Source organism: Pseudomonas sp. F-14 TE3623 (genome assembly GCF_053629015.1).
Genome location: NZ_JBRJHM010000001.1, coordinates 1998867 through 2020428 on the forward strand (window position 1 = coordinate 1998867; position 21562 = coordinate 2020428).

23 protein-coding genes are annotated in these 21562 nt (G+C 58.8%); 21 read left to right on the forward strand and 2 right to left on the reverse strand.

All coding sequences use genetic code 11. The annotated features are described in order from the left end of the window. Position 1 precedes the first annotated feature (1 nt). From AB7M29_RS08975 to rpoS, 3 genes are all read left to right on the forward strand, one after another. A complete protein-coding gene (locus AB7M29_RS08975; protein ID WP_173667553.1) occupies positions 2-637 on the forward strand; it encodes a protein-L-isoaspartate(D-aspartate) O-methyltransferase in 636 nt (211 codons plus the stop codon). Between the two features lie 211 nt (positions 638-848). Then, positions 849-1706 carry a peptidoglycan DD-metalloendopeptidase family protein gene (locus AB7M29_RS08980; RefSeq protein ID WP_217856729.1) on the forward strand — a complete coding sequence of 286 codons (858 nt, stop codon included), beginning with the start codon at positions 849-851 and terminating at the stop codon, positions 1704-1706. Positions 1707-1812: 106 nt separating this feature from the next. Then, complete coding sequence (gene rpoS, locus AB7M29_RS08985) at positions 1813-2820, forward strand: RNA polymerase sigma factor RpoS (RefSeq protein WP_008072688.1); 1008 nt, start codon at positions 1813-1815, stop codon at positions 2818-2820. 486 nt (positions 2821-3306) lie between these two features. Here rpoS and fdxA read toward each other — a convergent pair whose 3' ends face one another. Both fdxA and mutS read right to left on the reverse strand, forming a co-directional pair. Next, the gene (fdxA, locus tag AB7M29_RS08990; protein ID WP_003222178.1) at positions 3307-3630 is read right to left on the reverse strand and encodes a ferredoxin FdxA; all 324 of its coding nucleotides are present in this window, start codon (positions 3628-3630) and stop codon (positions 3307-3309) included. Positions 3631-3772: 142 nt separating this feature from the next. Further along, positions 3773-6352, reverse strand: a complete 2580-nt coding sequence (gene mutS / locus AB7M29_RS08995) for a DNA mismatch repair protein MutS (RefSeq protein WP_217856728.1) — start codon at positions 6350-6352, stop codon at positions 3773-3775. A gap of 200 nt (positions 6353-6552) precedes the next feature. On the opposite strand from mutS, the gene AB7M29_RS09000 reads away from it, so the two are divergent. From AB7M29_RS09000 to AB7M29_RS09085, 18 genes are all read left to right on the forward strand, one after another. Then, positions 6553-7287: an XRE family transcriptional regulator gene (locus tag AB7M29_RS09000; protein WP_217856806.1), complete on the forward strand. Its 735-nt coding sequence runs from the start codon at positions 6553-6555 to the stop codon at positions 7285-7287. A 521-nt stretch (positions 7288-7808) separates the two neighbouring features. Then, positions 7809-8156, forward strand: a complete 348-nt coding sequence (locus AB7M29_RS09005; protein ID WP_217856727.1) for a phage holin family protein — start codon at positions 7809-7811, stop codon at positions 8154-8156. Between the two features lie 129 nt (positions 8157-8285). Then, positions 8286-8870 carry a phage tail terminator protein gene (locus AB7M29_RS09010; RefSeq protein WP_217856726.1) on the forward strand — a complete coding sequence of 195 codons (585 nt, stop codon included), beginning with the start codon at positions 8286-8288 and terminating at the stop codon, positions 8868-8870. Beyond that, positions 8867-9049, forward strand: coding sequence for a DUF2635 domain-containing protein (locus AB7M29_RS09015; protein ID WP_007907211.1), 183 nt, complete (start codon positions 8867-8869; stop codon positions 9047-9049). The genes AB7M29_RS09010 and AB7M29_RS09015 overlap by 4 nt, the downstream gene beginning before the upstream one ends. After that, a complete protein-coding gene (locus AB7M29_RS09020) occupies positions 9049-10545 on the forward strand; it encodes a phage tail sheath subtilisin-like domain-containing protein (protein WP_217856725.1) in 1497 nt (498 codons plus the stop codon). The genes AB7M29_RS09015 and AB7M29_RS09020 overlap by 1 nt, the downstream gene beginning before the upstream one ends. A gap of 67 nt (positions 10546-10612) precedes the next feature. Beyond that, positions 10613-10960: a phage tail tube protein gene (locus AB7M29_RS09025; protein WP_007907215.1), complete on the forward strand. Its 348-nt coding sequence runs from the start codon at positions 10613-10615 to the stop codon at positions 10958-10960. After that, positions 10957-11253: a phage tail assembly protein gene (locus AB7M29_RS09030; protein ID WP_123719832.1), complete on the forward strand. Its 297-nt coding sequence runs from the start codon at positions 10957-10959 to the stop codon at positions 11251-11253. Before AB7M29_RS09025 ends, AB7M29_RS09030 begins: the two co-directional genes overlap by 4 nt. A gap of 130 nt (positions 11254-11383) precedes the next feature. Continuing rightward, positions 11384-13405, forward strand: a complete 2022-nt coding sequence (locus AB7M29_RS09035; RefSeq protein WP_454246725.1) for a phage tail protein — start codon at positions 11384-11386, stop codon at positions 13403-13405. Beyond that, positions 13392-14630: a DNA circularization protein gene (locus tag AB7M29_RS09040; protein WP_454246726.1), complete on the forward strand. Its 1239-nt coding sequence runs from the start codon at positions 13392-13394 to the stop codon at positions 14628-14630. The genes AB7M29_RS09035 and AB7M29_RS09040 overlap by 14 nt, the downstream gene beginning before the upstream one ends. Before the next feature lie 3 nt (positions 14631-14633). Next, entirely contained in the window at positions 14634-15677 is a 1044-nt protein-coding gene (locus AB7M29_RS09045) for a phage baseplate assembly protein (protein WP_123719830.1), read from the forward strand. Positions 15678-15820: 143 nt separating this feature from the next. Next, positions 15821-16330 carry a phage baseplate assembly protein V gene (locus tag AB7M29_RS09050; protein WP_454246727.1) on the forward strand — a complete coding sequence of 170 codons (510 nt, stop codon included), beginning with the start codon at positions 15821-15823 and terminating at the stop codon, positions 16328-16330. Beyond that, positions 16330-16728, forward strand: a complete 399-nt coding sequence (locus AB7M29_RS09055; protein ID WP_217856722.1) for a phage GP46 family protein — start codon at positions 16330-16332, stop codon at positions 16726-16728. The genes AB7M29_RS09050 and AB7M29_RS09055 overlap by 1 nt, the downstream gene beginning before the upstream one ends. Further along, complete coding sequence (locus AB7M29_RS09060) at positions 16718-17761, forward strand: baseplate J/gp47 family protein (RefSeq protein WP_454246728.1); 1044 nt, start codon at positions 16718-16720, stop codon at positions 17759-17761. Before AB7M29_RS09055 ends, AB7M29_RS09060 begins: the two co-directional genes overlap by 11 nt. After that, positions 17749-18348 carry a YmfQ family protein gene (locus AB7M29_RS09065; RefSeq protein WP_123719827.1) on the forward strand — a complete coding sequence of 200 codons (600 nt, stop codon included), beginning with the start codon at positions 17749-17751 and terminating at the stop codon, positions 18346-18348. Before AB7M29_RS09060 ends, AB7M29_RS09065 begins: the two co-directional genes overlap by 13 nt. An 11-nt stretch (positions 18349-18359) precedes the next feature. Beyond that, entirely contained in the window at positions 18360-19511 is a 1152-nt protein-coding gene (locus AB7M29_RS09070) for a phage tail protein (protein ID WP_217856720.1), read from the forward strand. Beyond that, complete coding sequence (locus AB7M29_RS09075; RefSeq protein WP_217856719.1) at positions 19508-20023, forward strand: phage tail protein; 516 nt, start codon at positions 19508-19510, stop codon at positions 20021-20023. The genes AB7M29_RS09070 and AB7M29_RS09075 overlap by 4 nt, the downstream gene beginning before the upstream one ends. 133 nt (positions 20024-20156) lie before the next feature. After that, the gene (locus AB7M29_RS09080) at positions 20157-21077 is read left to right on the forward strand and encodes a glycine-rich domain-containing protein (RefSeq protein ID WP_217856804.1); all 921 of its coding nucleotides are present in this window, start codon (positions 20157-20159) and stop codon (positions 21075-21077) included. Beyond that, on the forward strand, positions 21077-21562 hold the full coding sequence (locus AB7M29_RS09085; protein WP_217856718.1) for a phage tail assembly chaperone: 486 nt from the start codon (positions 21077-21079) through the stop codon (positions 21560-21562). Before AB7M29_RS09080 ends, AB7M29_RS09085 begins: the two co-directional genes overlap by 1 nt.

Sequence of the window (21562 nt, forward strand, 5' to 3'; positions counted from 1 at the left end):
GATGACCTCTCAACGGACCCGTGAGCGTCTGATTCAGCGTCTCTATGAAGAGGGAATATCCAACGCCAAGGTGTTGGAAGTCATCCGTCGCACCCCGCGTCACCTATTCGTCGATGAAGCGTTGTCTCATCGAGCCTATGAAGATACGGCGCTGCCGATCGGGCATAACCAGACCATCTCCCAGCCTTATATGGTGGCACGCATGAGCGAGCTGCTGCTGGAAGCCGGCCCGTTGGACAAGGTGATGGAAATCGGCACTGGTTCGGGTTACCAGACGGCCGTGTTGTCGCAACTGGTCGAGCGTGTTTTTTCCGTGGAGCGCATCAAGGTTCTGCAAGACCGGGCCAAAGAGCGCCTGGTGGAGCTGAACCTGCGCAACGTGGTATTTCGCTGGGGCGATGGCTGGGAAGGCTGGCCGGCGCTGGCGCCTTACAACGGCATCATCGTCACCGCCGTGGCCACCGACGTGCCTCAGGCACTGCTCGATCAATTGGCACCGGGCGGGCGACTGGTGATTCCGGTCGGCTCTGGTGAAGTTCAACAATTGATGTTGATCATCCGTGAAGAGCAGGGCTTTTCCAGGCGTGTTCTGGGGGCTGTGCGCTTTGTGCCATTGCTCAATGGGCCGTTGGCCTGAGCATTTGTTTAAGCACGCTGAATTCTCTTCGATTGCCCGGGTCTTACAGCGGCATCGATTGGATAAACGGAATTCATCGTCAGACAGCAAACGTGTGCGCGAAGCGAATCCGCTTCATTAAAGGTAAAGCCTGTTCGGCCCGTTATACTTGCGACATTTCGTGCCGGAGCACGGCAATTCATATTTTCAGCCACCACAAAGGGAGCGGCGGGTGAGTCTCACAGTCATTGCGCAGCGAATGGGTATAACGAGCTTTCAGCGTCTGGTGACTGGCCTTGTCTTGAGTACCTTGCTGGTCGGATGTTCCAGCACCAAATCAGGTAGTGCGAGTGTCGTCGATCGCAACAACGCGGTCGCCCAGCGTCCGGCCGTGACCACCGGGCAGTACGTTGTCCGCCCCAAGGACACTTTGTTCTCCATCGCTTTTCGCTACGGTTGGGACTACAAAGCCCTCGCGGCACGGAACAACATTCCTACGCCCTACACGATCCATCCGGGTCAGACGATTCGCTTCGACGGTCGCAGCGGTTCAACGCCGACGGCGGTAGTGAGTTCGTCCAGTTCCTCGCCTTCGTCGTCGAGTAAAACCACAGTCATTCGGCGCCAGGCAAATGGCGCGACAACCAGTACAACAGTGCCTGTACCGTCCGTCGCCAATAAGCCGGCGCCCGCTCCATTGCCTCCTGCCGGTCCGGCCCCGACGGGCTGGGGGTGGCCTTCTAATGGCATTCTGATTGGTAAATTCTCTTCAAACGGTAGTTTGAATAAAGGAATTGATATCGCCGGAGATTTGGGACAGCCTGTTTTAGCTGCGTCTGATGGGACGGTGGTATACGCCGGGAGTGGCTTAAGGGGCTACGGCGAATTAGTCATCATCAAACACAGCGACACCTACGTCAGTGCCTACGGACATAACCGCAGGCTGTTGGTTCGGGAGGGGCAGCAGGTCAAAGTCGGACAGACAATTGCCGAAATGGGGTCAACGGGTACAGACCGGGTGAAACTGCATTTTGAGATTCGCCGACAAGGTAAACCAGTGGATCCGCTGCAATTCCTGCCACGTCGTTGATTTGTTAGCCAGCCTGTTCCGTCACGTAGAGGGAACAGGCTCCAGCGTTGCCAAGGATAAAGGCGCCGCTTGAGCTTGAGGTCGAACTCACCAAAGGACTATAACAATGGCTCTCAGTAAAGAAGTGCCGGAGTTTGACATCGACGATGAGGTTCTCCTGATGGAGACCGGCATCGCCACGGATTCGATGTCGAATGATGAAGGGGATGCACCACCTTCCGTTCGTGCCAAATCCAAACACTCCGCTTCGCTTAAGCAACACAAGTACATCGACTACACGCGGGCACTCGATGCCACGCAGCTGTACCTCAACGAAATCGGCTTTTCCCCATTGCTCTCCCCGGAAGAAGAAGTTCATTTTGCGCGCTTGTCGCAAAGTGGCGATCCGGCCGGACGCAAGCGCATGATTGAAAGCAACCTGCGGCTGGTGGTGAAAATCGCCCGACGTTATGTCAATCGTGGGCTGTCGCTGCTGGACCTGATCGAAGAGGGCAACCTCGGCCTGATCCGGGCAGTAGAAAAGTTCGATCCTGAACGTGGATTCCGCTTTTCGACCTACGCCACCTGGTGGATTCGTCAGACCATCGAGCGCGCGATCATGAATCAGACCCGGACCATCCGGTTGCCGATTCATGTGGTCAAAGAGCTCAACGTGTACTTGCGAGCCGCACGGGAGCTGACTCAAAAGCTCGATCACGAACCCTCACCCGAAGAAATCGCCAACCTGCTGGAGAAACCGGTAGGCGAGGTCAAGCGCATGCTCGGCCTGAACGAGCGAGTTTCTTCGGTCGACGTCTCGCTGGGTCCTGATTCGGATAAAACCTTGCTGGACACCCTGACCGACGACCGCCCGACCGATCCATGCGAACTGTTGCAGGACGACGACCTGTCACAGAGCATCGATCAATGGCTCTCGGAGCTGACCGACAAGCAACGCGAGGTGGTCATACGCCGCTTCGGCTTGCGAGGTCACGAGAGCAGCACGCTTGAAGACGTAGGTCTGGAAATCGGTCTGACCCGGGAGCGGGTCAGGCAAATCCAGGTTGAGGGCCTCAAACGTCTTCGCGAGATTCTCGAGAAAAACGGCCTGTCGAGTGAGTCGCTGTTCCAATAAGCAATTCGCTCAACCGGTAACAAATAGCCCCGACTGGTTTGGGGCTTTTTGTTGTCTGGAATATGGGAAGGGAGTTGTCGCCGACATCACCTCAAGTTTGTAGTCTCGTGTTGTAAGTCTTTGCTTACTCTTTCGTAAGTGTTCGTTATTTTTACACCCTGGCAGTCGTCTATTCGAGGTGTGATTCTTTTTTATCTTATTGATTTACATGATTATTTTTTTAGATTAACAGCATATGACAAGCGATTTGATCGGCTGAAGCCGATTGCTCTCGGTGGGGAATTCTCTAGTATCTGAACTGTGTCGACGGATAGACACGCCCTTCAAGGAAGAGGGGAACGGACATCGCAGGAAGCGGTTCATCAGGACGATGAAAAGGAACACAAGGAATAGGGAAAAAATGTGGGCGGGTCATACCGCCCCTTTTTTTTGCCTGCAGAAAAGCAAAAAGGCCCACAAGGGGCCTTTTTGAAAACGCGGGGGTAATCAGCGTTCGAGGTCTTTGATCTTGCCTTTGACGCCATCCCACTCTTCGGCGTCGGGCAACGATTCTTTCTTCTCGGTAATGTTGGGCCAGATTTCAGCCAGCTCGACGTTCAGCTGAATGAATTCCTGCATATCTTCCGGAACTTCATCTTCGGAGAAGATGGCTACGGCAGGGCATTCTGGTTCGCACAGTGCGCAGTCGATGCACTCATCCGGGTGAATCACCAGGAAGTTCGGGCCTTCGTAAAAGCAGTCCACCGGACAGACTTCTACGCAGTCGGTGTACTTGCACTTGATGCAGTTGTCGGTGACGACGAAGGTCATTTCTAATTCTCTCCTCAGGCGGCGGCAGCGGAGCCCCTTCACGTTGGGGTCGCCAGGTTTGGGAGCGATAGTCTGCAGACCAGGCTATTAGCCTGCAGCATCCCAAACCGCGCGAGATTCTAACAGCTTGCAGGCAAGTGCGTTAGACCCGTGTCTTTAGTGTATAGAGCATTTCGAGCGCACGACGCGGTGTCATGTCGTCCAGATCAAGTTTGGCCAGTTCATCCAGTACCGGATGCGGCAGGCTGGCGAACATGTCGCTCTGCTGCGGCGCGGCCGGTTTGCCTTTGGATGGCTTTGGAACTTCATGAGGCAGCGCTGTGGATTCCAGTCGACTCAGATGCTCGCGAGCACGCACGATCACTTCGCTCGGCACCCCGGCCAACTGCGCAACCGCCAGGCCATAGCTCTGGCTGGCAGGCCCAGGCAACACGTGGTGCAGGAACACGATGCGCTCGTTGTGTTCAGTGGCATTGAGGTGGACGTTGGCCACCAGCGGCTGGGCTTCCGGCAGCACTGTCAGCTCGAAATAGTGGGTAGCGAACAGTGTGTAGGCCCGCAGGTGCGCCAGACGCTCAGCCGCGGCCCAGGCCAGGGACAGACCGTCGAAGGTGCTGGTGCCGCGACCGACTTCGTCCATCAGCACCAGGCTGCGTTCGGTGGCGTTGTGCAGAATGTTCGCGGTTTCGCTCATTTCAACCATGAAGGTCGATCGTCCACCCGCCAAGTCATCGCTGGAACCGATTCGGGTGAAGATCCGGTCTACCAAGGACAATTCGCAACTGGCTGCCGGCACGAAACTGCCGATATGCGCTAGCAACACGATCAACGCAGTCTGACGCATGTAGGTAGATTTACCGCCCATGTTCGGACCAGTGATCACCAGCATACGGGTGTTGTCGTCAAGGCTCAGGTCGTTGGCCACAAACGGCGTGGTGAGTACTTGCTCGACCACCGGGTGACGACCCTGGGTGATGCGCATGCACGGCTCACTGACGAAACGCGGGCAGTTCAGGTCCAGATTCAGTGCGCGCTCGGCAAGGTTGCTCAGCACGTCCAGTTCGGCCAGTGCGGCGGCTGTGTCTTGCAAGGGCGGCAACTGGGCGATCAGGTCTTCGAGCAGCGCTTCGTAGAGCATCTTCTCCCGAGCCAGGGCGCGGCTCTTGGCGGACAGCGCCTTGTCTTCGAACGCCTTCAGTTCCGGGGTGATGAAGCGCTCGGCTCCTTTGAGGGTCTGCCGGCGAATATAGTCCGCGGGCGCCGATTCGGCCTGCTTGCTCGGCAACTCGATGAAGTATCCGTGAATCCGGTTGTAGCCGACCTTCAAGTGCGACAGGCCGGTGCGGGCCTTCTCACGCGCTTCGAGATCGATCAGGAATTGCCCGGCGTTTTCGCTGAGCGATTGCAGTTCGTCGAGTTCGCTGTCGTAACCGGTTTTCAACACGCCGCCGTCACGGATGACTGCGGGCGGGTTGTCGATAATGGCTTTTTCCAGCAGCGCCGCCAGTTCCGGATAGGTGCTGGTGGTCGTCGCCAGTTGAATGATGTGCGGAGCTTCAAGCTCGGCCATCGCTACCTGCAACTCTGGCAGTGCACCGAGGGCATCGCGCAGACGCGCCAAGTCACGAGGACGGGCATTACGCAGGCCGATCCGCGCCAGAATCCGCTCGATGTCACCGATTTCCTTGAGCTGCGGTTGCAGTTTTTCGAAGCGGTAACCGTCGAGCAGGCAAGTGATCGAGCTCTGACGCGCCAGCAATACGGTCAAATCCCGCAGCGGACGGTTCAGCCAGCGAGTCAGCAAGCGGCTGCCCATGGCGGTCTGGCAGCGATCGACCACCGATTGCAAGGTATTGTCGCGGCCGCCGGCCAGGTTGGTGTCCAGTTCCAGGTTGCGACGGCTCGCGCCGTCCAGCACCACGGTGTCGTCCAGGCGTTCATGACGCAGGCTGCGCAAGTGGGGCAGGGCGGTGCGCTGGGTTTCCTTGGCGTAGCTGAGCAGGCAGCCAGCAGCGCCGATCGCGAGGGTCAAGTTCTCGCAGCCGAAACCTTTCAGGTCCTGGGTGGAAAACTGCTGGCAAAGACTTTTCAGCGCCGAGTCGCGCTCAAAATCCCACGGTGCACGGCGACGAACCCCACGACGTTTCTCCGCCGGCAGGTCTTTCGGCCAGTCGTCCGGGATCATCAGCTCTACCGGATTGACCCGCTCCAGTTCCGCCAGCAGGTTTTCCCAGCCTTTGATCTCCAGCACAGTGAAGTTGCCGCTGGTGATGTCCAGCACCGCCAGACCGAACAGACGCTCGTCACCCAGCACCGCCGCAATCAGGTTGTCCCGACGCTCATCCAGCAGCGCTTCATCGCTGACGGTGCCGGGGGTGATGATCCGCACCACCTGACGATCCACCGGCCCTTTGCTGGTGGCCGGGTCGCCGACCTGCTCACAAATCACCACCGACTCGCCGAGCTTTACCAGTTTCGCCAGGTAACCTTCCGCGGCGTGGTAAGGAATCCCACACATCGGAATCGCCTGACCCGCCGATTGCCCACGAGCCGTCAGGGTGATGTCCAGCAACTTGGCGGCCTTCTTCGCGTCTTCATAGAAGATCTCGTAGAAGTCGCCCATGCGGTAGAACATCAGCTGGTCAGGGTGCTGGTTCTTCAGGCGCCAGTACTGCTGCATCATTGGCGTGTGGGAGGACAGATCGGAGAGGGCTTTATTCATCGGAAATTCAGGAAAACTCGTTGAAAGGTGTAGGGCAAAGGAGGGGCATTGGCCCGGCTTTTCCGCGATGGGCGCAAGATTACCATGGGCGGTCTGCCTGACGCAGGCATGAAAGCCTCCGGGTACGTTTCTGCTGGCTATGCATGATCTATGCGAATCAGCATTTGTCTTCCGAAAAAAGATCAAGCACTATGCACGTTATGCAAAAACGCAATGTTTCTACCGTCTTAAGAGCACTGCTCGATCAGCACGGGATCTCCCCCACGGAGCTTCACCGTCGCACTGGCGTGCCTCAATCCACTCTCTCGCGGATCCTCAGCGGGAAGATCGTCGATCCCTCGGATAAACATATTTCGAAGATTGCCGATTACTTTGCCGTGAGCACCGATCAGTTGCGTGGCCGCGCGGATGTCGCGCACGCCGCCAGTGCTGGGCGCGATGAGTCGCATTCGGAACTCAAGGACATAAGCCTGTGGGACGACGATACGCCAGTCGATGACGACGAGGTGTCGGTCCCCTTTCTTCGCGAGGTTGAATTGGCTGCTGGATCAGGAAGATTCGTCATCGAAGAAAGCGAGCGCTCTAGCCTGCGCTTCGGCAAGCGCAGCCTGCGCCACAACGGGGTGCAGTTCGACCAGGCCAAATGCGTGACTGTGCGCGGCAACAGCATGTTGCCGGTGCTGCGCGATGGCGCCACGGTCGGGGTGAATGCCGGTAAATGCGGGATTGGCGACATCGTCGATGGCGACCTGTACGCCATCAACCACAACGGCCAGTTGCGGGTGAAACAGCTTTATCGCCTGCCGACAGGGATTCGCCTGCGCAGTTTCAATCGCGATGAGCATCCGGACGAGGACTACAGCTTCCAGGAAATCCAGGAAGAGCAGATTGTCATCCTCGGTCACGTCTTCTGGTGGGGCATGTACGCCCGTTAACCTCAATGCTGTCAGATAAAACCCGCTGCCCGGCGGGTTTTTTTTCGCCTGCTCAAAACCGCCAACGCCTTTGCCAGCGGGGCTTTTATGCGTCCGTGCATTTGTCGTGCATAAATAAATGCATTTGTGCATTGACTGTATATGCATCCATGCATATTCTTTGTCTCAAGCAGCTCAACAAAGCGGCTTGAAACGAAGCTCTTTAGTTCCACCACAAAGGCAGCGATGAACCGGCCTCAACGGTTCAGAGGGTTGGCAACTGACCCGGGTGTGCAGCGTAAAGCACCAGAAGCAGTTATCCGGCGGGCAGGGACCGCGGTCGGAAAAACAATTTGAATGGACTCGTACCGCGCCAGTAGCGCCGAAAAGTCAGCTTCCTTTTTGACACAGGATTAAAGGAAGGCGAAGGACCGCATTACTGAAAAGCCCGGCGAGTGCCGGGCTTTTTGGAATGCCTACCTCAAGAGACATCGTTTGAACTCAACACACATCACTCATCAATCACCCCCAGGAGGCGTGACATGACAAACGAGCAACAAGCGTTGCTGGACATGCCGATCTGGCTGGTCATCGTTCTCGCCTTGGTGGGCGGGGTGTCCGGCGAAATGTGGCGCGCCGACAAGGAAGGCGCCCGTGGCTGGTCGCTGCTGCGGCGCCTGGCGCTGCGCTCCGGGGCCTGCATGATCTGCGGGGTCTCGGCAATCATGCTGCTGTACGCCGCCGGCGTGTCGATCTGGGCCGCCGGTGCGTTTGGCTGCCTGACGGCGATGGCCGGGGCGGACGTGGCCATTGGTCTATACGAACGCTGGGCCGCCAAGCGAATTGGCGTTTGCGAGGTTCCACCGCGTGATTCGTCTCAGGATCATTGAGCCCTTCATCTGAAGGAGCGTCATCCACAGTGCATAGCGCACTGACCCGCAAGGACGCGGGTTTCCCACGACCAGTACCATTCACTCAAACCCGCCGCGGCGGGTTTTTTTATTGCCCGGTGAAGAACTATGAAGATTACAGCCCTGATCACACAGCTGCGCGATCAATGCCCAACCCTGGCCAATCGAGTGGCGGCCGGCATCGACCTCGCCACGCTGCAAGCCAACACCCCGCTGCAAACCCCCTGCGCCTATGTGGTGCCGATTGCCGATCTGGCGAGCAAGAGCCTCGCGCAAAACCTGATGTTGCAACCGATCCGCGACCGCTTCGAAGTCACCCTGGTACTCGACACCACGGACCCTACAAAAGCGCTGGATCTGTTGCATGACCTACGCGCCGAACTCTGGCGCGCACTGGTGGGTTTCAAGCCCGGCAGCGACTACGAGGCCATCGAGTACGACGGCGGCGAACTGGTTTCCATCAACAGCAGCCGCGTGCTGTATCGCCTGCGCTTTTTTGCCGAATTCCAGCTCGGTCGCAATCTGCCGGGTCAGCCGGCGGAGAGTTGGCACGAGCGTGAACTGGACGGCTTGTCGTCCTTTACCGGGGTCACCGTGCGGGTCGATGCGATCGATCCGGCGGACCCCAATCTGAAACGCCCAGGCCCCGACGGGCGCCTGGAACTGACTTTCTCTGGAGACGTAACCCCATGAGCAAACGCATCACCGTGCTGCCGGCCCCGGGCCGTGTCGTGCCGGACCCGGAAGCGGGCGATCTGTTGCCCCTCGAGGGCCGTGAAGTGCCGGACAACGCCTGGTGGCGTCGACGTCTGGCCGATGGCGATATCACTACCAAAGCCGTGAAAGCGGCGAAACCACAGGGAGCCAAATAATGGCGATCGGATTCAGCAACATCCCCGCGGACATCCGTGTTCCGCTGTTTTATGCCGAAATGGACAACTCGGCTGCCAATAGCGCGTCGTCGGTCATGCGCCGCCTGATCGTCGCTCAGGTCAACGACAACATCGCACCGGCCGATGTAGGCAAACTGGTGTTGGTGTCCAGCGTGGCGCTGGCAAAAAGCATTGGCGGCCAAGGTTCGATGCTCGCCTCGATGTACGAAACCTGGCGCAAGACCGATCCGATCGGCGAGATCTGGTGCCTGCCGCTGCACAACACTGAAGGCAGCATTGCCAAAGGCGTGCTCACCCTGACCGGTGCGGCGACGCAAAGCGGCGTGCTCAACCTGTACGTCGGCGGCGTTCGTGTTCAAGCGGCCATCGTCAATGGCGCCACGGCTGCTCAAGCAGCCACCGCGCTGGCGTTGAAAATCAATGCCAGCGCCGATCTGCCGGTCACTGCCGCAGCGGCCGAAGGCGTGGTCACTCTGAGCGCCAAATGGACTGGCGACAGCGGCAATGACATCAGCCTGCAATTCAATCGCCTGGGCAAGAGCAACGGCGAAGAAACGCCGGCTGGCTTGACCTCGGCGATCACCGCCATGACCGGCGGCGCCGGTGTGCCGGATCAAGTGGCTGCCGTGGCGGCGCTGGGCGATGAACCGTTCGAGTTCATCTGCATGCCGTGGTCGGATCTGTCGACCCTCAACACCTGGCAAGCCGTCATGGATGACAGCACCGGTCGTTGGTCGTGGGCCAAGCAATTGTTCGGTCACGTCTACAGCGCCAAGCGCGGCACCCTCGGTACGCTGGTGGCGGCCGGTCAGGTGCGTAACGACCAGCACATGACCATCCAGGCGCTGGAACCGGGTGTTCCGCAACCGTTCTGGGTGCAGGCCGCTGCACTGGCTGCGCGCACCTCGGTGTTTATCTCTGCCGACGCCAGCCGTCCGACCCAAAGCGGCAGCCTGCCAGGTCTGGACCCGGCACCGGCAAGCGAGCGTTTCACTCTGACCGAGCGTCAGTCGTTGCTCAACTACGGCATCGCTACCGCGTACTACGAAGGCGGCTACGTGCGCATTCAGCGTTCGATCACCACCTATCAGAAGAACGCCTACGGCCAGGCAGATAACTCCTACCTGGACAGCGAAACCATGCACCAGTCGGCGTTCATCGTGCGTCGTCTGCAAAGTGTGATTACCAGCAAATACGGTCGGCACAAACTGGCCTCCGATGGCACCCGTTTCGGCGCCGGCCAGCCCATCGTCACCCCAAGCACCATTCGCGGTGAGCTGATCGCCCAGTACGCCAAGCTCGAACTGGAAGGCCACGTGGAAAACGCCGAACTGTTCGCCGAACACCTGATCGTCGAGCGCGATGTTCAGGACCCGAGCCGGGTCAACGTGCTGTTCCCGCCGGATTACATCAACGGCCTGCGCGTGTTCGCGCTGCTCAACCAGTTCCGTCTGCAGTACGACGACGCAGCCTGATCGCTGCCTTTGACTGTGTGATTTCAGCCCACCTCGCGTGGGCTTTTTATTTGAAGGGAGAAACACCATGGGGCAACTGATTGCGGGCACCTGCTACGTCAAAGTGGACGGCGCTCAATTGACCATCAACGGCGGCTGCGAAGCGCCGTTGATGGCCGTTAAACGGGAAACCGTCGTGCCGGGCTTCTACAAGGAAACCGACATCGCGCCGTCGTTCAAAGTGACGGCGCTGCACACCGCGGACTTCCCGCTCAAGCAACTGATCGCAGGCACTGACATGACCGTCACCTGCGAATTCAGCAACGGCAAAGTCTACGTATTGGCCGGCGCCTACCTGGTGGAAGAACCGGTATCGAAAGGCGATGACGCCACCATCGAACTGAAATTCGAAGGCATCAAGGGGACTTGGCAATGAGCAACGCCGTGAAGCTTCAAGTTGCGATCGAAGCCCACGGCGAGCCCTTGACCGAACTCAACCTGCGCCGTCCGACGGTGCAGGAAGTTCGAGCGATCAAGGCGCTGCCGTACAAGATCGACAAGAGCGAAGAGGTCAGCCTCGACATGGACGTCGCGGCCAAATACATCGCGGTGTGCGCCGGCATCCCGCCGTCGTCGGTCAACCAGCTGGATCTGGCTGACCTCAACGCGCTGAGTTGGGCCGTCGCGAGTTTTTTCATGAGTGCGGCGTCGGAGCCATCACCGACCTGATCGCAGTCGCCTATGACCTGGCCTGGTTCTGGAAGGTTGACCCCGAACAGATGATGGCCAGGCCACTGGATGTGCTCCGCGAATCGCTGGAGCACGCGCAACGGATCAATGCGATGCAGCAGGTGCAGTGATGGCGAACTTACAACAAAGCGTGAGCCTGACGAACATTCAGACCACGGTGAACATGTCCGTGGTCGTGATTAATGCCCAGAAGCTGGACACCCAGCTCAAGGGCATCAAGGCCAGGATCGGCGCATTCAAGAAAAGCATCGAGGACAGTCTTGGCACTCTCGATGCGGGCGCTTTCATCAGTGGGGGCGGGCTGCTGGAACCCTTCATCAGCGGCATCAAAAAGGCAATCAAGGCAGAAGATGAACTCGAGGGAAAATCCAATAAAACCACGACGCTGAAAGCGCCTGAGGTGCCGCTCGGTAATACAGCGACCAACCTCAAGCAGTTCAACGATGCGGTAGACGGTATTTCCTTGAAAATGGGGCAGGTGCTGCTGCCTGCCGTCAACAGTGTGGTCACCGGCCTGATGCCGTTGATCACTGCCGTTGGCGAATTTGTCGCCAATAACCCTTCACTGGTCGAAGGGTTGACGGCGGCAGCCGTGGCCTTCACGGTGGTCACCGCAGGGGCCATGGGGCTCGTTGCAGTGATGGGGCTGCTGACTTCGCCGATTGGCATCGTCGCGGCAGTGATTGCCCTGACTGCGGGTTTGATTGTGGCTTACTGGAAGCCAATATCGGGATTCTTCAAAGGTATCTGGCAAGCGATGCAAGGGGCGGCGGAGTCGACGTTTGCAGCGTTCCAGAGCCTGTTCAACTGGAAGCCGCTCGAAACGTTGAAAGAGGCTTGGGCGCCGGTCAGCGGTTTCGTTTCTGAGCTGTGGGGATCGATCTCCGACACGACGACGCAGACCTGGGCAGGCTTCCGGGCGATCTTCGAGTGGTCGCCCGAAGCGTTGATCGAAGCTGCGTGGGCACCGATCAGTGGCTTTTTCGGTTCGCTCTGGCAGGAAATAAAAAACCTGTCCGCACCGATCGGCGATTTTTTCAAGACGCTGTTTTCCTGGCATCCGTTCGTCATCGTTGCCAGCAATTGGCAGCCGCTGGTGGGGTTGTTTTCCGCGGTCTGGGATTTGCTCAGGGCCTTGGCAGTGCCGGCGATGAGTTTTCTCAAGAAGCTCTTTGACTGGAACGTGCTGGACAACGTCGCCCGTACCTGGCAACCGCTGGTTGCGTTCTTTTCGGCGACATGGGATGTGCTTCGTGCGCTGGTCGCGTTGGCGGTCGATTTTCTCAAAGGCCTGTTCGACTGGTCGCCGACGCAGATGTTTCGTGCAGCCTGGGACCCGGTGAGCAATTACTTCTCGGGGATGTGGCAAAACCTGCAAGTGCAGGCGCAACCGGCGGTGGATTTTTTCAAAGGCTTGTTCGACTGGTCGCCGTCTGAGGTGTTCCGTGCAGCCTGGGACCCGGTGAGCATTTACTTCTCGGGGATGTGGCAGAACCTGCAGGTGCAGGCGCAACCGACGATGGATTTTTTCAAAGGCCTGTTCGACTGGTCGCCGTCTGAAGTGTTTCGTGCAGCCTGGGATCCGGTGAGCAATTACTTCTCGGGGATGTGGCAGAACCTGCAATTGCTGGCGCAACCGACAGTGGATTACTTCAAGGGACTCTTTGATTGGTCACCCTTGGACATGTTCAAGGCAGGTTGGGAGCCGGTCACCGAGTGGTTCTCCACTTGGTGGGGCAAGCTGCAAGAACTGATCGCGCCGATCAAGGAAATGTTCAACGGTGGTTTTGGCGGTTTCATTGCCAGTGTCACCGGTCAGGTCGAAGGCCTGACCGCGGCGCAACAGAAAACCAATGCCGAAGGCAAGGGCGAGCTCTCACCTGCGTTCTTTGGTGCCAGCAATGACACGGCGCTGCTGCCGAACAACCTGGCCCAAGGCTCCAACGCCTTGGTGCAGCAAACCGCCGCCAATAACCGCACGCAACTCGAAGGCGGCCTGACCGTGCGCTTCGAAAACGCGCCGGCCGGGCTGCGCACCGATCAACCGCAAACCAATCAACCGGGGCTGTCGCTCAATTCGCGCATCGGCTATCGCTCGCTGTCTCTGGGAGGTTCCAATGAACTGGCGTGACCGTTTGTTGCCGGCATCCTTTCGCGGTGTCGGTTTTTGGGTCGATCAGGCGAAAACCCCGGTCGGCCACAAGGGCCAGTTGCACGAGTATCCACAACGCGATCAGCCGTTTTTCGAGGGCCTTGGCCAGCAGGCGAAGATCCATGATCTGACGGCATTCATTGTCGGCGCAGATTGCCTGGAGCAGCGCGACAAACTGCTCAAGGCGTTGGAGCTGGGCAGTGGTGAACTGGTCCACCCGTGGTTGGGGCGGATGCAAGTGAAGGTCGGTGAATGCGACATGACCCAGACCCGTCAGGACGGCGGGTTGGTGACCTTTGCCCTGAAGTTCTACCCCGATCAGCCGCTGCAATTTCCGATGGCCACGGTCAGCACGCAAAAGCTGCTGCTGTCATCGGCGGACACGCTGCTGGGCTCGGCGGTGACGCGTTTCGAACAGGCCATGACCCTGATCAAGGCTGCGCGGATCGGCATCGCCAATCTGCGCAACAGCCTGACTGGGGTTTATGAAGTGATCCAGGAACAGCTCAAACCGTTGATCGAGGAGTACCGGCAAATTAGCGAGCTGGTCAAAGCGGTCAAGGAATTGCCCAAGGAAGTAGCGGCGGAATTCAAGGGATTGCTCGGCGATATCAAATCGCTCAAGGACTTCGCGAAGGAGGGCTATCGTGGCGTGATTGCCAACGTTTCCCAGCAGATCGAAGCCATCCGCAAGGCCGATGCACCGAAGCTCACCACCGGCAAGGACACCACGGCGGCGGCGCAAGCCATGGCCGATCTGGTGCAGGACACGCTGCTGGTGAAGGTGGCGCAATGGGTCGCTTCGATGCCTGTGGCGTCGACGCCGGTGAAACTGACCTCGCAGCCGTCGCTGGATCATCAGACGCTGCAGCCGGTCACCCGTCAGGAAGTGCCGGTCACCGACGATTTGCAGTTGTTGCAAAAGGAGTTGAACGAAGCGATCCAACTGGCACTGAACAAGGCCAGCCCCGCGCACTATCAGGCCATCAACGATCTGAAGCAGAAATTGAATGCGCACCTAAAAGCGGTGGCGTCGTCCGGTGTGCGGCTGGTCAGCAAATCCTTTCAGGAGAGCCTGCCTGCCGTCGTCGTGGCCTATCGGCAATTTGCCGATGCCACGCGGGTCACGGAAGTGACTCAACGCAACGGTGTTGTCCATCCGGGGTTCCTGCCGCCGAACGATGTGAAAGTTTCCGGGAAGTGAACCATGAACGACATGGATAACCGGGTCACCCTGACCGTCGGCGGCCTGGAATACGGTGGCTGGAAAAGCGTGGAAATCACTGCGGATCTGGAGCGCCAGTTCCGCACCTTTAAACTCAACATCACCTGGCAATGGCCGGGGCAGACCGTGGACAAACGGATCCAGCCCGGTGACGCCTGTGAAGTGCGCATCGGCCAGGATCTGGTGCTGACCGGGTATGTGTTCAAGGCGCCGATCAGTTATGACGGGCGGCAGATCAGCCTGAACATCGAAGGCAGTTCCTGCACCCAGGATCTGGTGGATTGCGCCGCGACCAACCGTCCGAACCAATGGCATGAGCAATCGCTATTGAGCATCGTCGAAGCGTTGGCGATCACCTACAAGGTCTTTGTTGTCAGCGAAATTCCCGAGACCGCCCGGCTCAGCAGTCACACCATTGTGCCGGGAGAAACGGTGTTTCAATCCATCGACCGCTTGCTGACATTGTTCCGGGTATTTTCTACCGATGATGCCCAGGGCCGGCTGGTGCTGGCCCGGCCTGGCAGTGGTGGCCGGGCCAGCGATGCGCTGGAGTTGGGCAAAAATATTCTGTCGGCTAACGCGCCAATGGATTACAGCCAGGTGTTCTCCGAATACCGGGTAATCGGTCAGCACAAGGGCACGGACAAGAAGAGCGGTGCAGCGGTCAGCGAGGTTGAATCGGTGTCCGCCGACCTGAGCTACAAGCGTCGACGGGTCACGGTGATCAACGAAGGCATGCAGATCAATCCCGATCTCGCCTTGCAACGGGCCAACTGGGAAAGCGCCACCCGCGTGGGCAAGGCCAAAGCCACCACCTATCAGGTGCAAGGCTGGCGGCAATCGAATGGCGATCTGTGGCGTCACAACACGCTGGTGCGGGTCAAGGATCCGGTGCTGGGGTTCGATGACGACATGCTGATCTCGAAGGTGACCTACTCGCTGTCGGCGCAAGGCTCGGTCACCACCCTGCAAGTCGCACCGCCGCATACCTTCGATGCCAATCCAGAGCCTCCGAAGAAAACCTGAGCCTTCCACCGAGCCTTGTGGGAGCGGGCTTGCTCGCGAAGGCGGTTGATCATTCAACACTGAAGTCAACTGACCCACCGCTTTCGCGAGCAAGCCCGCTCCCACACTCGACCGCGTCCGACCTGATCATTGAAGGACCCCCAATGAGCCTACTGACACGCCTCCTGGCGCGCGGCACTGTCGTGCTCGCCAATTCGGCCACCAAGCTTCAATCGCTGCAAATGCGCCTCACCGCCGGCGAAGTGAACGATGACATGGAGCACTTCGAACCCTACGGTTTCACCAGCAATCCGCTGGCCGGCGCCGAAGGTATCGCCACCTTCCTGGGCGGTGATCGCTCCCACGCCATCGTGCTGGTGGTCGCCGACCGTCGCTATCGCCTCCAGTCCCTGGCCGCTGGTGAAGTGGCGATCTACACCGATGAAGGCGACAAAATTCACTTCAAGCGAGGGCGGATCATCGACATCGAAACTACCACGCTCAATATCCGCGCCAGCAGCGCCGTGAACATCGACACACCGACCCTGACCCAGACCGGCAAGATCGTCTCCCAAGGCGATCAGATTGCCGGCGGCATCAGCCAGATCAAACACGTGCATGTCGGCGTTCAAGCAGGCAATGGCCAGACCGGCGTACCGGCAGGAGGGCAATGATGTTCATCAGCCAAAACCTGCATGCCGCCCTGACCCGCTCAGTGCTGATCAGCCTATTCACCTGGCGCCGCGCTGCCGATGACGATGCCCTCGATGACGAAGAACGTTTCGGCTGGTGGGGCGACACCTTTCCTACGGTGGCAGACGACCGCATCGGTTCGCGGCTGTGGCTGTTGCGCCGGGTCAAGTTGACCCGACAAACCCAGATGGACGCCGAATTCTATGCCCGCGAAGCCCTGCAATGGCTGATCGACGACGGCCATTGCAGCGCCATCGACATCATCAGCAAACGCCTCGACGCCCAGCGCCTGAACCTGCGCATGGTCCTGACCCTGGCCGATGGCGAGCGCCTGGACATCAACCCTGATAACAGTTGGCAGGTGATCTATGCCGTTTGAAACCCCTTCGCTGCCGGTGCTGATCAAGCGCACCCAAAGCGACCTGGCCAGCGATTCGCTGCGCCAGTCCGATGCGCAAGTGCTCGCCCGCACCCTCGGTGGCGCCGCCTATGGCTTGTATGGCTACCTGGACTGGATCGCCGAGCAGATCCTCCCGGACAAGGCCGATGAGTCGACCCTGGAACGGATCGCCGCACTGCGTTTGAACCAGCCGCGCAAACCCGCACAGGCGGCCAGCGGCAGCGTCAGCTTTACCGCCAGCGCCGGTGCCGTGCTGGATGTCGACACTTTGCTGCAATCGAGCGACGGTCGCGCCTACAAAGTGACCGCCGCACGCACCACCAGCAATGGCCTCAACACCACCACCATCGCCGCGCTCGAGGCCGGCAGCCTGGGCAATGCCGAGGCCGGTATAACGCTGATTCCGGTGCAACCGATTGCGGGTATCGTCGGCAATAGTTTTACCGTGCTTGCGCCAGGTATCAACGGCGGTGTGGCGCGGGAAAGCCTGGAGTCGCTGCGTGCGCGGGTGATCCGCTCCTACCGCATCATCCCTCACGGCGGTTCGGCCCAGGACTATGAAACCTGGGCGCTGGAATGCCCCGGCGTGACCCGCGCCTGGTGCCGTGGCGGTTTGTTGGGGCCGGGTACGGTCAGCCTGTTCATCATGCGCGACGACGACCCGCAACCGGTGCCGAACGATGAACAACTGGCCGAAGTCCAGGCCTACATCGAGCCCCTGCGCCCAGTCACTGCCGAGGTGCATGTGCAGCGGCCGGTTCAGGTGCCGGTGGTCTATCACCTGACGCTGACCCCCGACACCACCGCGATACGCGCCGCCGTTGAAGCGCAGCTGCGAGACCTGCATAACCGTGAAGCCGACCTCGGCCAGAAGTTGTTGATCAGTCACATCCGTGAAGCGATCAGCAGCACCAGCGGCGAAAACGACCATGTACTTACCTCGCCTGTCGCTGATGTCGAAACCGAGCGCAATGAGCTGCTGACCTTCGGAGGTTGCGTATGGGGGGCATAAGAACCGCCGCGCAATACCATGCCCAACTGCGCAGCCTGCTGCCCACCGGCCCGGCCTGGGACCCTGAACGGGTGCCGGAACTCGAAGAAGTCCTCGAAGGCGTCGCCCAGGAATTGGCCCGCCTCGACGCCCGCGCCGCCGACCTGCTCAACGAAATGGACCCGGCCGGCGTCAGTGAACTGGTGCCGGACTGGGAGCGGGTGATGAACCTGCCCGACCCGTGCCTCGGCGCTACGCCACTGTTCGATGACCGCCGCCTCGCGGTACGTCGCCGCCTGCTGGCGGTCGGCAGCCAGGCCGTCGGCTACTACCTCGAAATCGCCAAAAGCCAGGGCTACCCGAACGCCACCATCACCGAACTGGAAGCCCCGCGCATGGGGCGCTCGCGTTTCGGTGCTGCGCACTGGGGCACGTGGGAAGCGCAGTTCATGTGGACGCTCAATACAGGCGGGCGATTGCTGCTGGGCCGGCGTTTTGGCGCGAGTTATTGGGGCGAACGCTTCGGCGTGAACCCGGGCTCGGCACTGGAATGCCTGATCCACCGCAGCGCACCGGCGCATACCAAGGTGCACATCAATTATGACTAGGGAGTAGAGGGATGGATTATCCAAAGAGTGTGCCCAGCGCCGGGTTGGTGAATGGGAAGTTTGTGGATGAGAACCCGCTGACCGGGACGCCGGGGTCGTTGATTCCGGCGGATTGGGGGAATGGCGTGACGCAGGAGATTGTGAATGTCATCAAGGCTGGGGATCTGACTCCGGACGAGACGAAGTACGATCAGTTGCTGCAAGCCATTCAGAGCGTTTCGGCCAAGGGCTGGAATCTGGATTCGGCGTTGCCAATCGGCTCGCTGCCGACGGCTACGGTGGCGACGGCGGATGGGCGTTTGCCAGTGACTGCGATTGCTGTGGCTACGAATGGCGGCAAGGTTTCGATTCCGGCGGGGGTGTTTGTCAGCATCGGTCAGGAAGTCGTTGCTGGGCAGTTGGGCAGAACCCGGACCTTTAGCACTGCGGCTTGGAGCAGTCTGGATCTGTTGCCTAGCACCGTATATTTCCTCAGGGCACAAGTGGTCGGCAACATACTGACGTTTTACATGCAACGCGGTGCTTTGAACGACGCACAACCTGAGGGGTTGAAGGGCACAGTCAACGGCACAGCAGGCGGTGGATTTCAGTCCACGCCGCTGGATATGTGTATTGCGTGGGTTTCAACTTCTGCACCCGGTACCACGCCTACGGTCCGGTTGATCTATAACCGTTCTACGTTGTGCTGGACCAGAACGGTGAACGGTGATGGTTTGATTTATCTGCCTCTGGATCCTCTTTCCCGGGCTGCACGTCTAGTCGTCGGCAATCCGATACCTCATCCGACAGCTATCACCGTTGTGGGCTTTGCTCCGGGGGGATGGCTCGGTGGTAACTATTCATTTCTGAGTCCGGCAGCGACGACTGCGAGCGGTTGGAACGGGTGGAGTACTGCTAACGATGCCGTCCGAATATTTACCAGTAATGTCCTGAACGACACGACGATTTCCACACTGGCGGCGAGTTTTGACCATACGCAGGCGCGCTCGCTCTGGCAGGCGTATCAGGCCGAACATACCTATGGTGCCGGGATCGCCGACAGCGACGAACTTTTGCTGAGCATGGGTATCAAGGCTTTTTCTCAATCAGATTATTCGAATGGTATTGCGATCAATTTCAGCGCTGCAGTCAATGTCAATTTTACTTGGGAGTTGATTCGATGAATGTCATTCAAGAACTTCACCTGTTTGAAAATGAACTACGTCCTGCTCAGCCCTCTCCATCCCATGATTGGAATGGTGAAACGTGGGTGTTGGACTCTTTGAAAGTCGCAGAACTGGAACAACAGGAAACCGAACGTCTCTGTGCCAAAGTCGATGCCGCGGCAGACAAAGCACGCATTGCCCTGGCCGGTGATCCACTCAAAGCCATGGAATACGCCCAGGCCGCCGCTGACGCCCAAGCCTTTCAGGACGCGGGCTACCCGAAAAAAGACGTACCGCTGGCCGTCTCCGCATGGGCCGTCAAAGGCCGAACGGCCAAACAGGCCGCCGAGCAGATCCTGAGCAAAGCCGCACAACTGAGCGACAACTTACTGACCCTGCGCACATTGCGCCTCAAGGCCAAAACGCAAATCCGCGCGAACGCGGCCAAGGGCAATATCAATCTGGCCCGTAGTGTTGGCGATGAAGCGTTGGTGGCTATTCGTGAGTTCGTCAGCGGTCTGGCTGACTAGGCAAAAGCCATTCAATTCCCTTGTTCAGGCCCACGTATCCGTGGGCTTTTTTTTATTGAATAACCGTGGTCGCGATTGCACCGATAACCGCATCGACACGGTTCATTTGTTATTTCAGAGGAACGAAAGACGTATGGATTATCCAAAAAGCGTGCCCAGCGTCGGCTTGGTCAACGGCTGGTTTGTCGATGAAAATCCCATCGTCGGGACACCGGGATCGTTGATTCCCGCGACCTGGGGCAATGGCGTGACACAAGAGATTCTGAACGTCATCAAGGCTGCGGGGCTGACACCTGACGAAGCCAAAAATGACCAATTGGTGCTGTCGATTGGCGCATTGGTCGATTTCACCAAGATGAACAACACCCCTACCACACTAAGTGGTTACGGCATCACCGATGCCGTAGGCCGACTGTTGGCGGTCAAGCAATTCGATACTGTCGGGATCACGGTCTACCGCCCCAATCCCAAGGCCAAACGAATTCGCGTGCGGTTGGTGGGCGCCGGTGGTTCCGGGGCCGGCTGCCCGCCTGTCGCGGCGACTTATCAAAGTTTGGGCGGTGGCGGTGGCTCAGGTGCCTATGCCGAAAGTCTCTATGACGTGAGCGCGGAAATGTTGGCAGGGATACCTATTACATTGGGAGCTGGAGGTGCCGCGCGCAATGCGATGGGGGCTGCGGGAGGCGGCGCTTCCTTCGGGTCCTACATGAGCGCAGCGGGAGGTTATGGCGGACAAATTCTGACGTTTGTAGCAAACACCTCCGGATTTGTTCAGGGAGGCGCGGGAGGGCTGGCTGTAACAGGAGGAAATCTGGCCAACGCTCGCGGTATTCACGGTGGTTATGCGATGAGCAACACCAACTGGGGGCTTCTATCTGGAGCGGGAGGCGCCAGCCCATTCGACGGTGGTGGCTCTTTCACAGGCGTGAACGGCAATGGTAATCCCGGCGCGCGAGGTTCAGGAGGCAGCGGCAGCTGCTCGACCAATGCTTCGGCCTCGTGCCTGAGCGGACCCGGCGGCAATGCCTTTTGTGAAATCTGGGAGTACGAATAATGGCCGTTTATGCACGTGTAGAAGATGGAGTCGTTGTTGAGTTGGTTGATACGGGCGACTACGAGATTAACCAATTATTTGCTCCGGATTTTCTGACCTCGATGGTACGTGTACCCGAAGGTGTTGATGTAAAGCCAGGCACTTCGATTAGCGATATAGGACAGACCTTCGAGCTTCCCGTTGTATTGGGTGCATCAGGTATGGCTGATACATCGGATACAAAGCGCGAAAATCCATGGGCGCAGGAACGTGTCTGGCGCCAATCCATTCTTGCGAGCAGTCAATGGCTGACGACGCGCCATCGTGATGAGCAGGAGCTTGGACGCGTTACAACGCTCACGGTGAAACATCACTTGGAGTTGCTTGAGTACCGACAAGCGTTGCGCGACTGGCCTGCCGCTGAAAGCTTTCCAGCTATAGCTGCCCGGCCGGAGGCTCCTGATTGGTTAGCCGATGCTATTGGCAGGGATTGTTTCGACGTATAG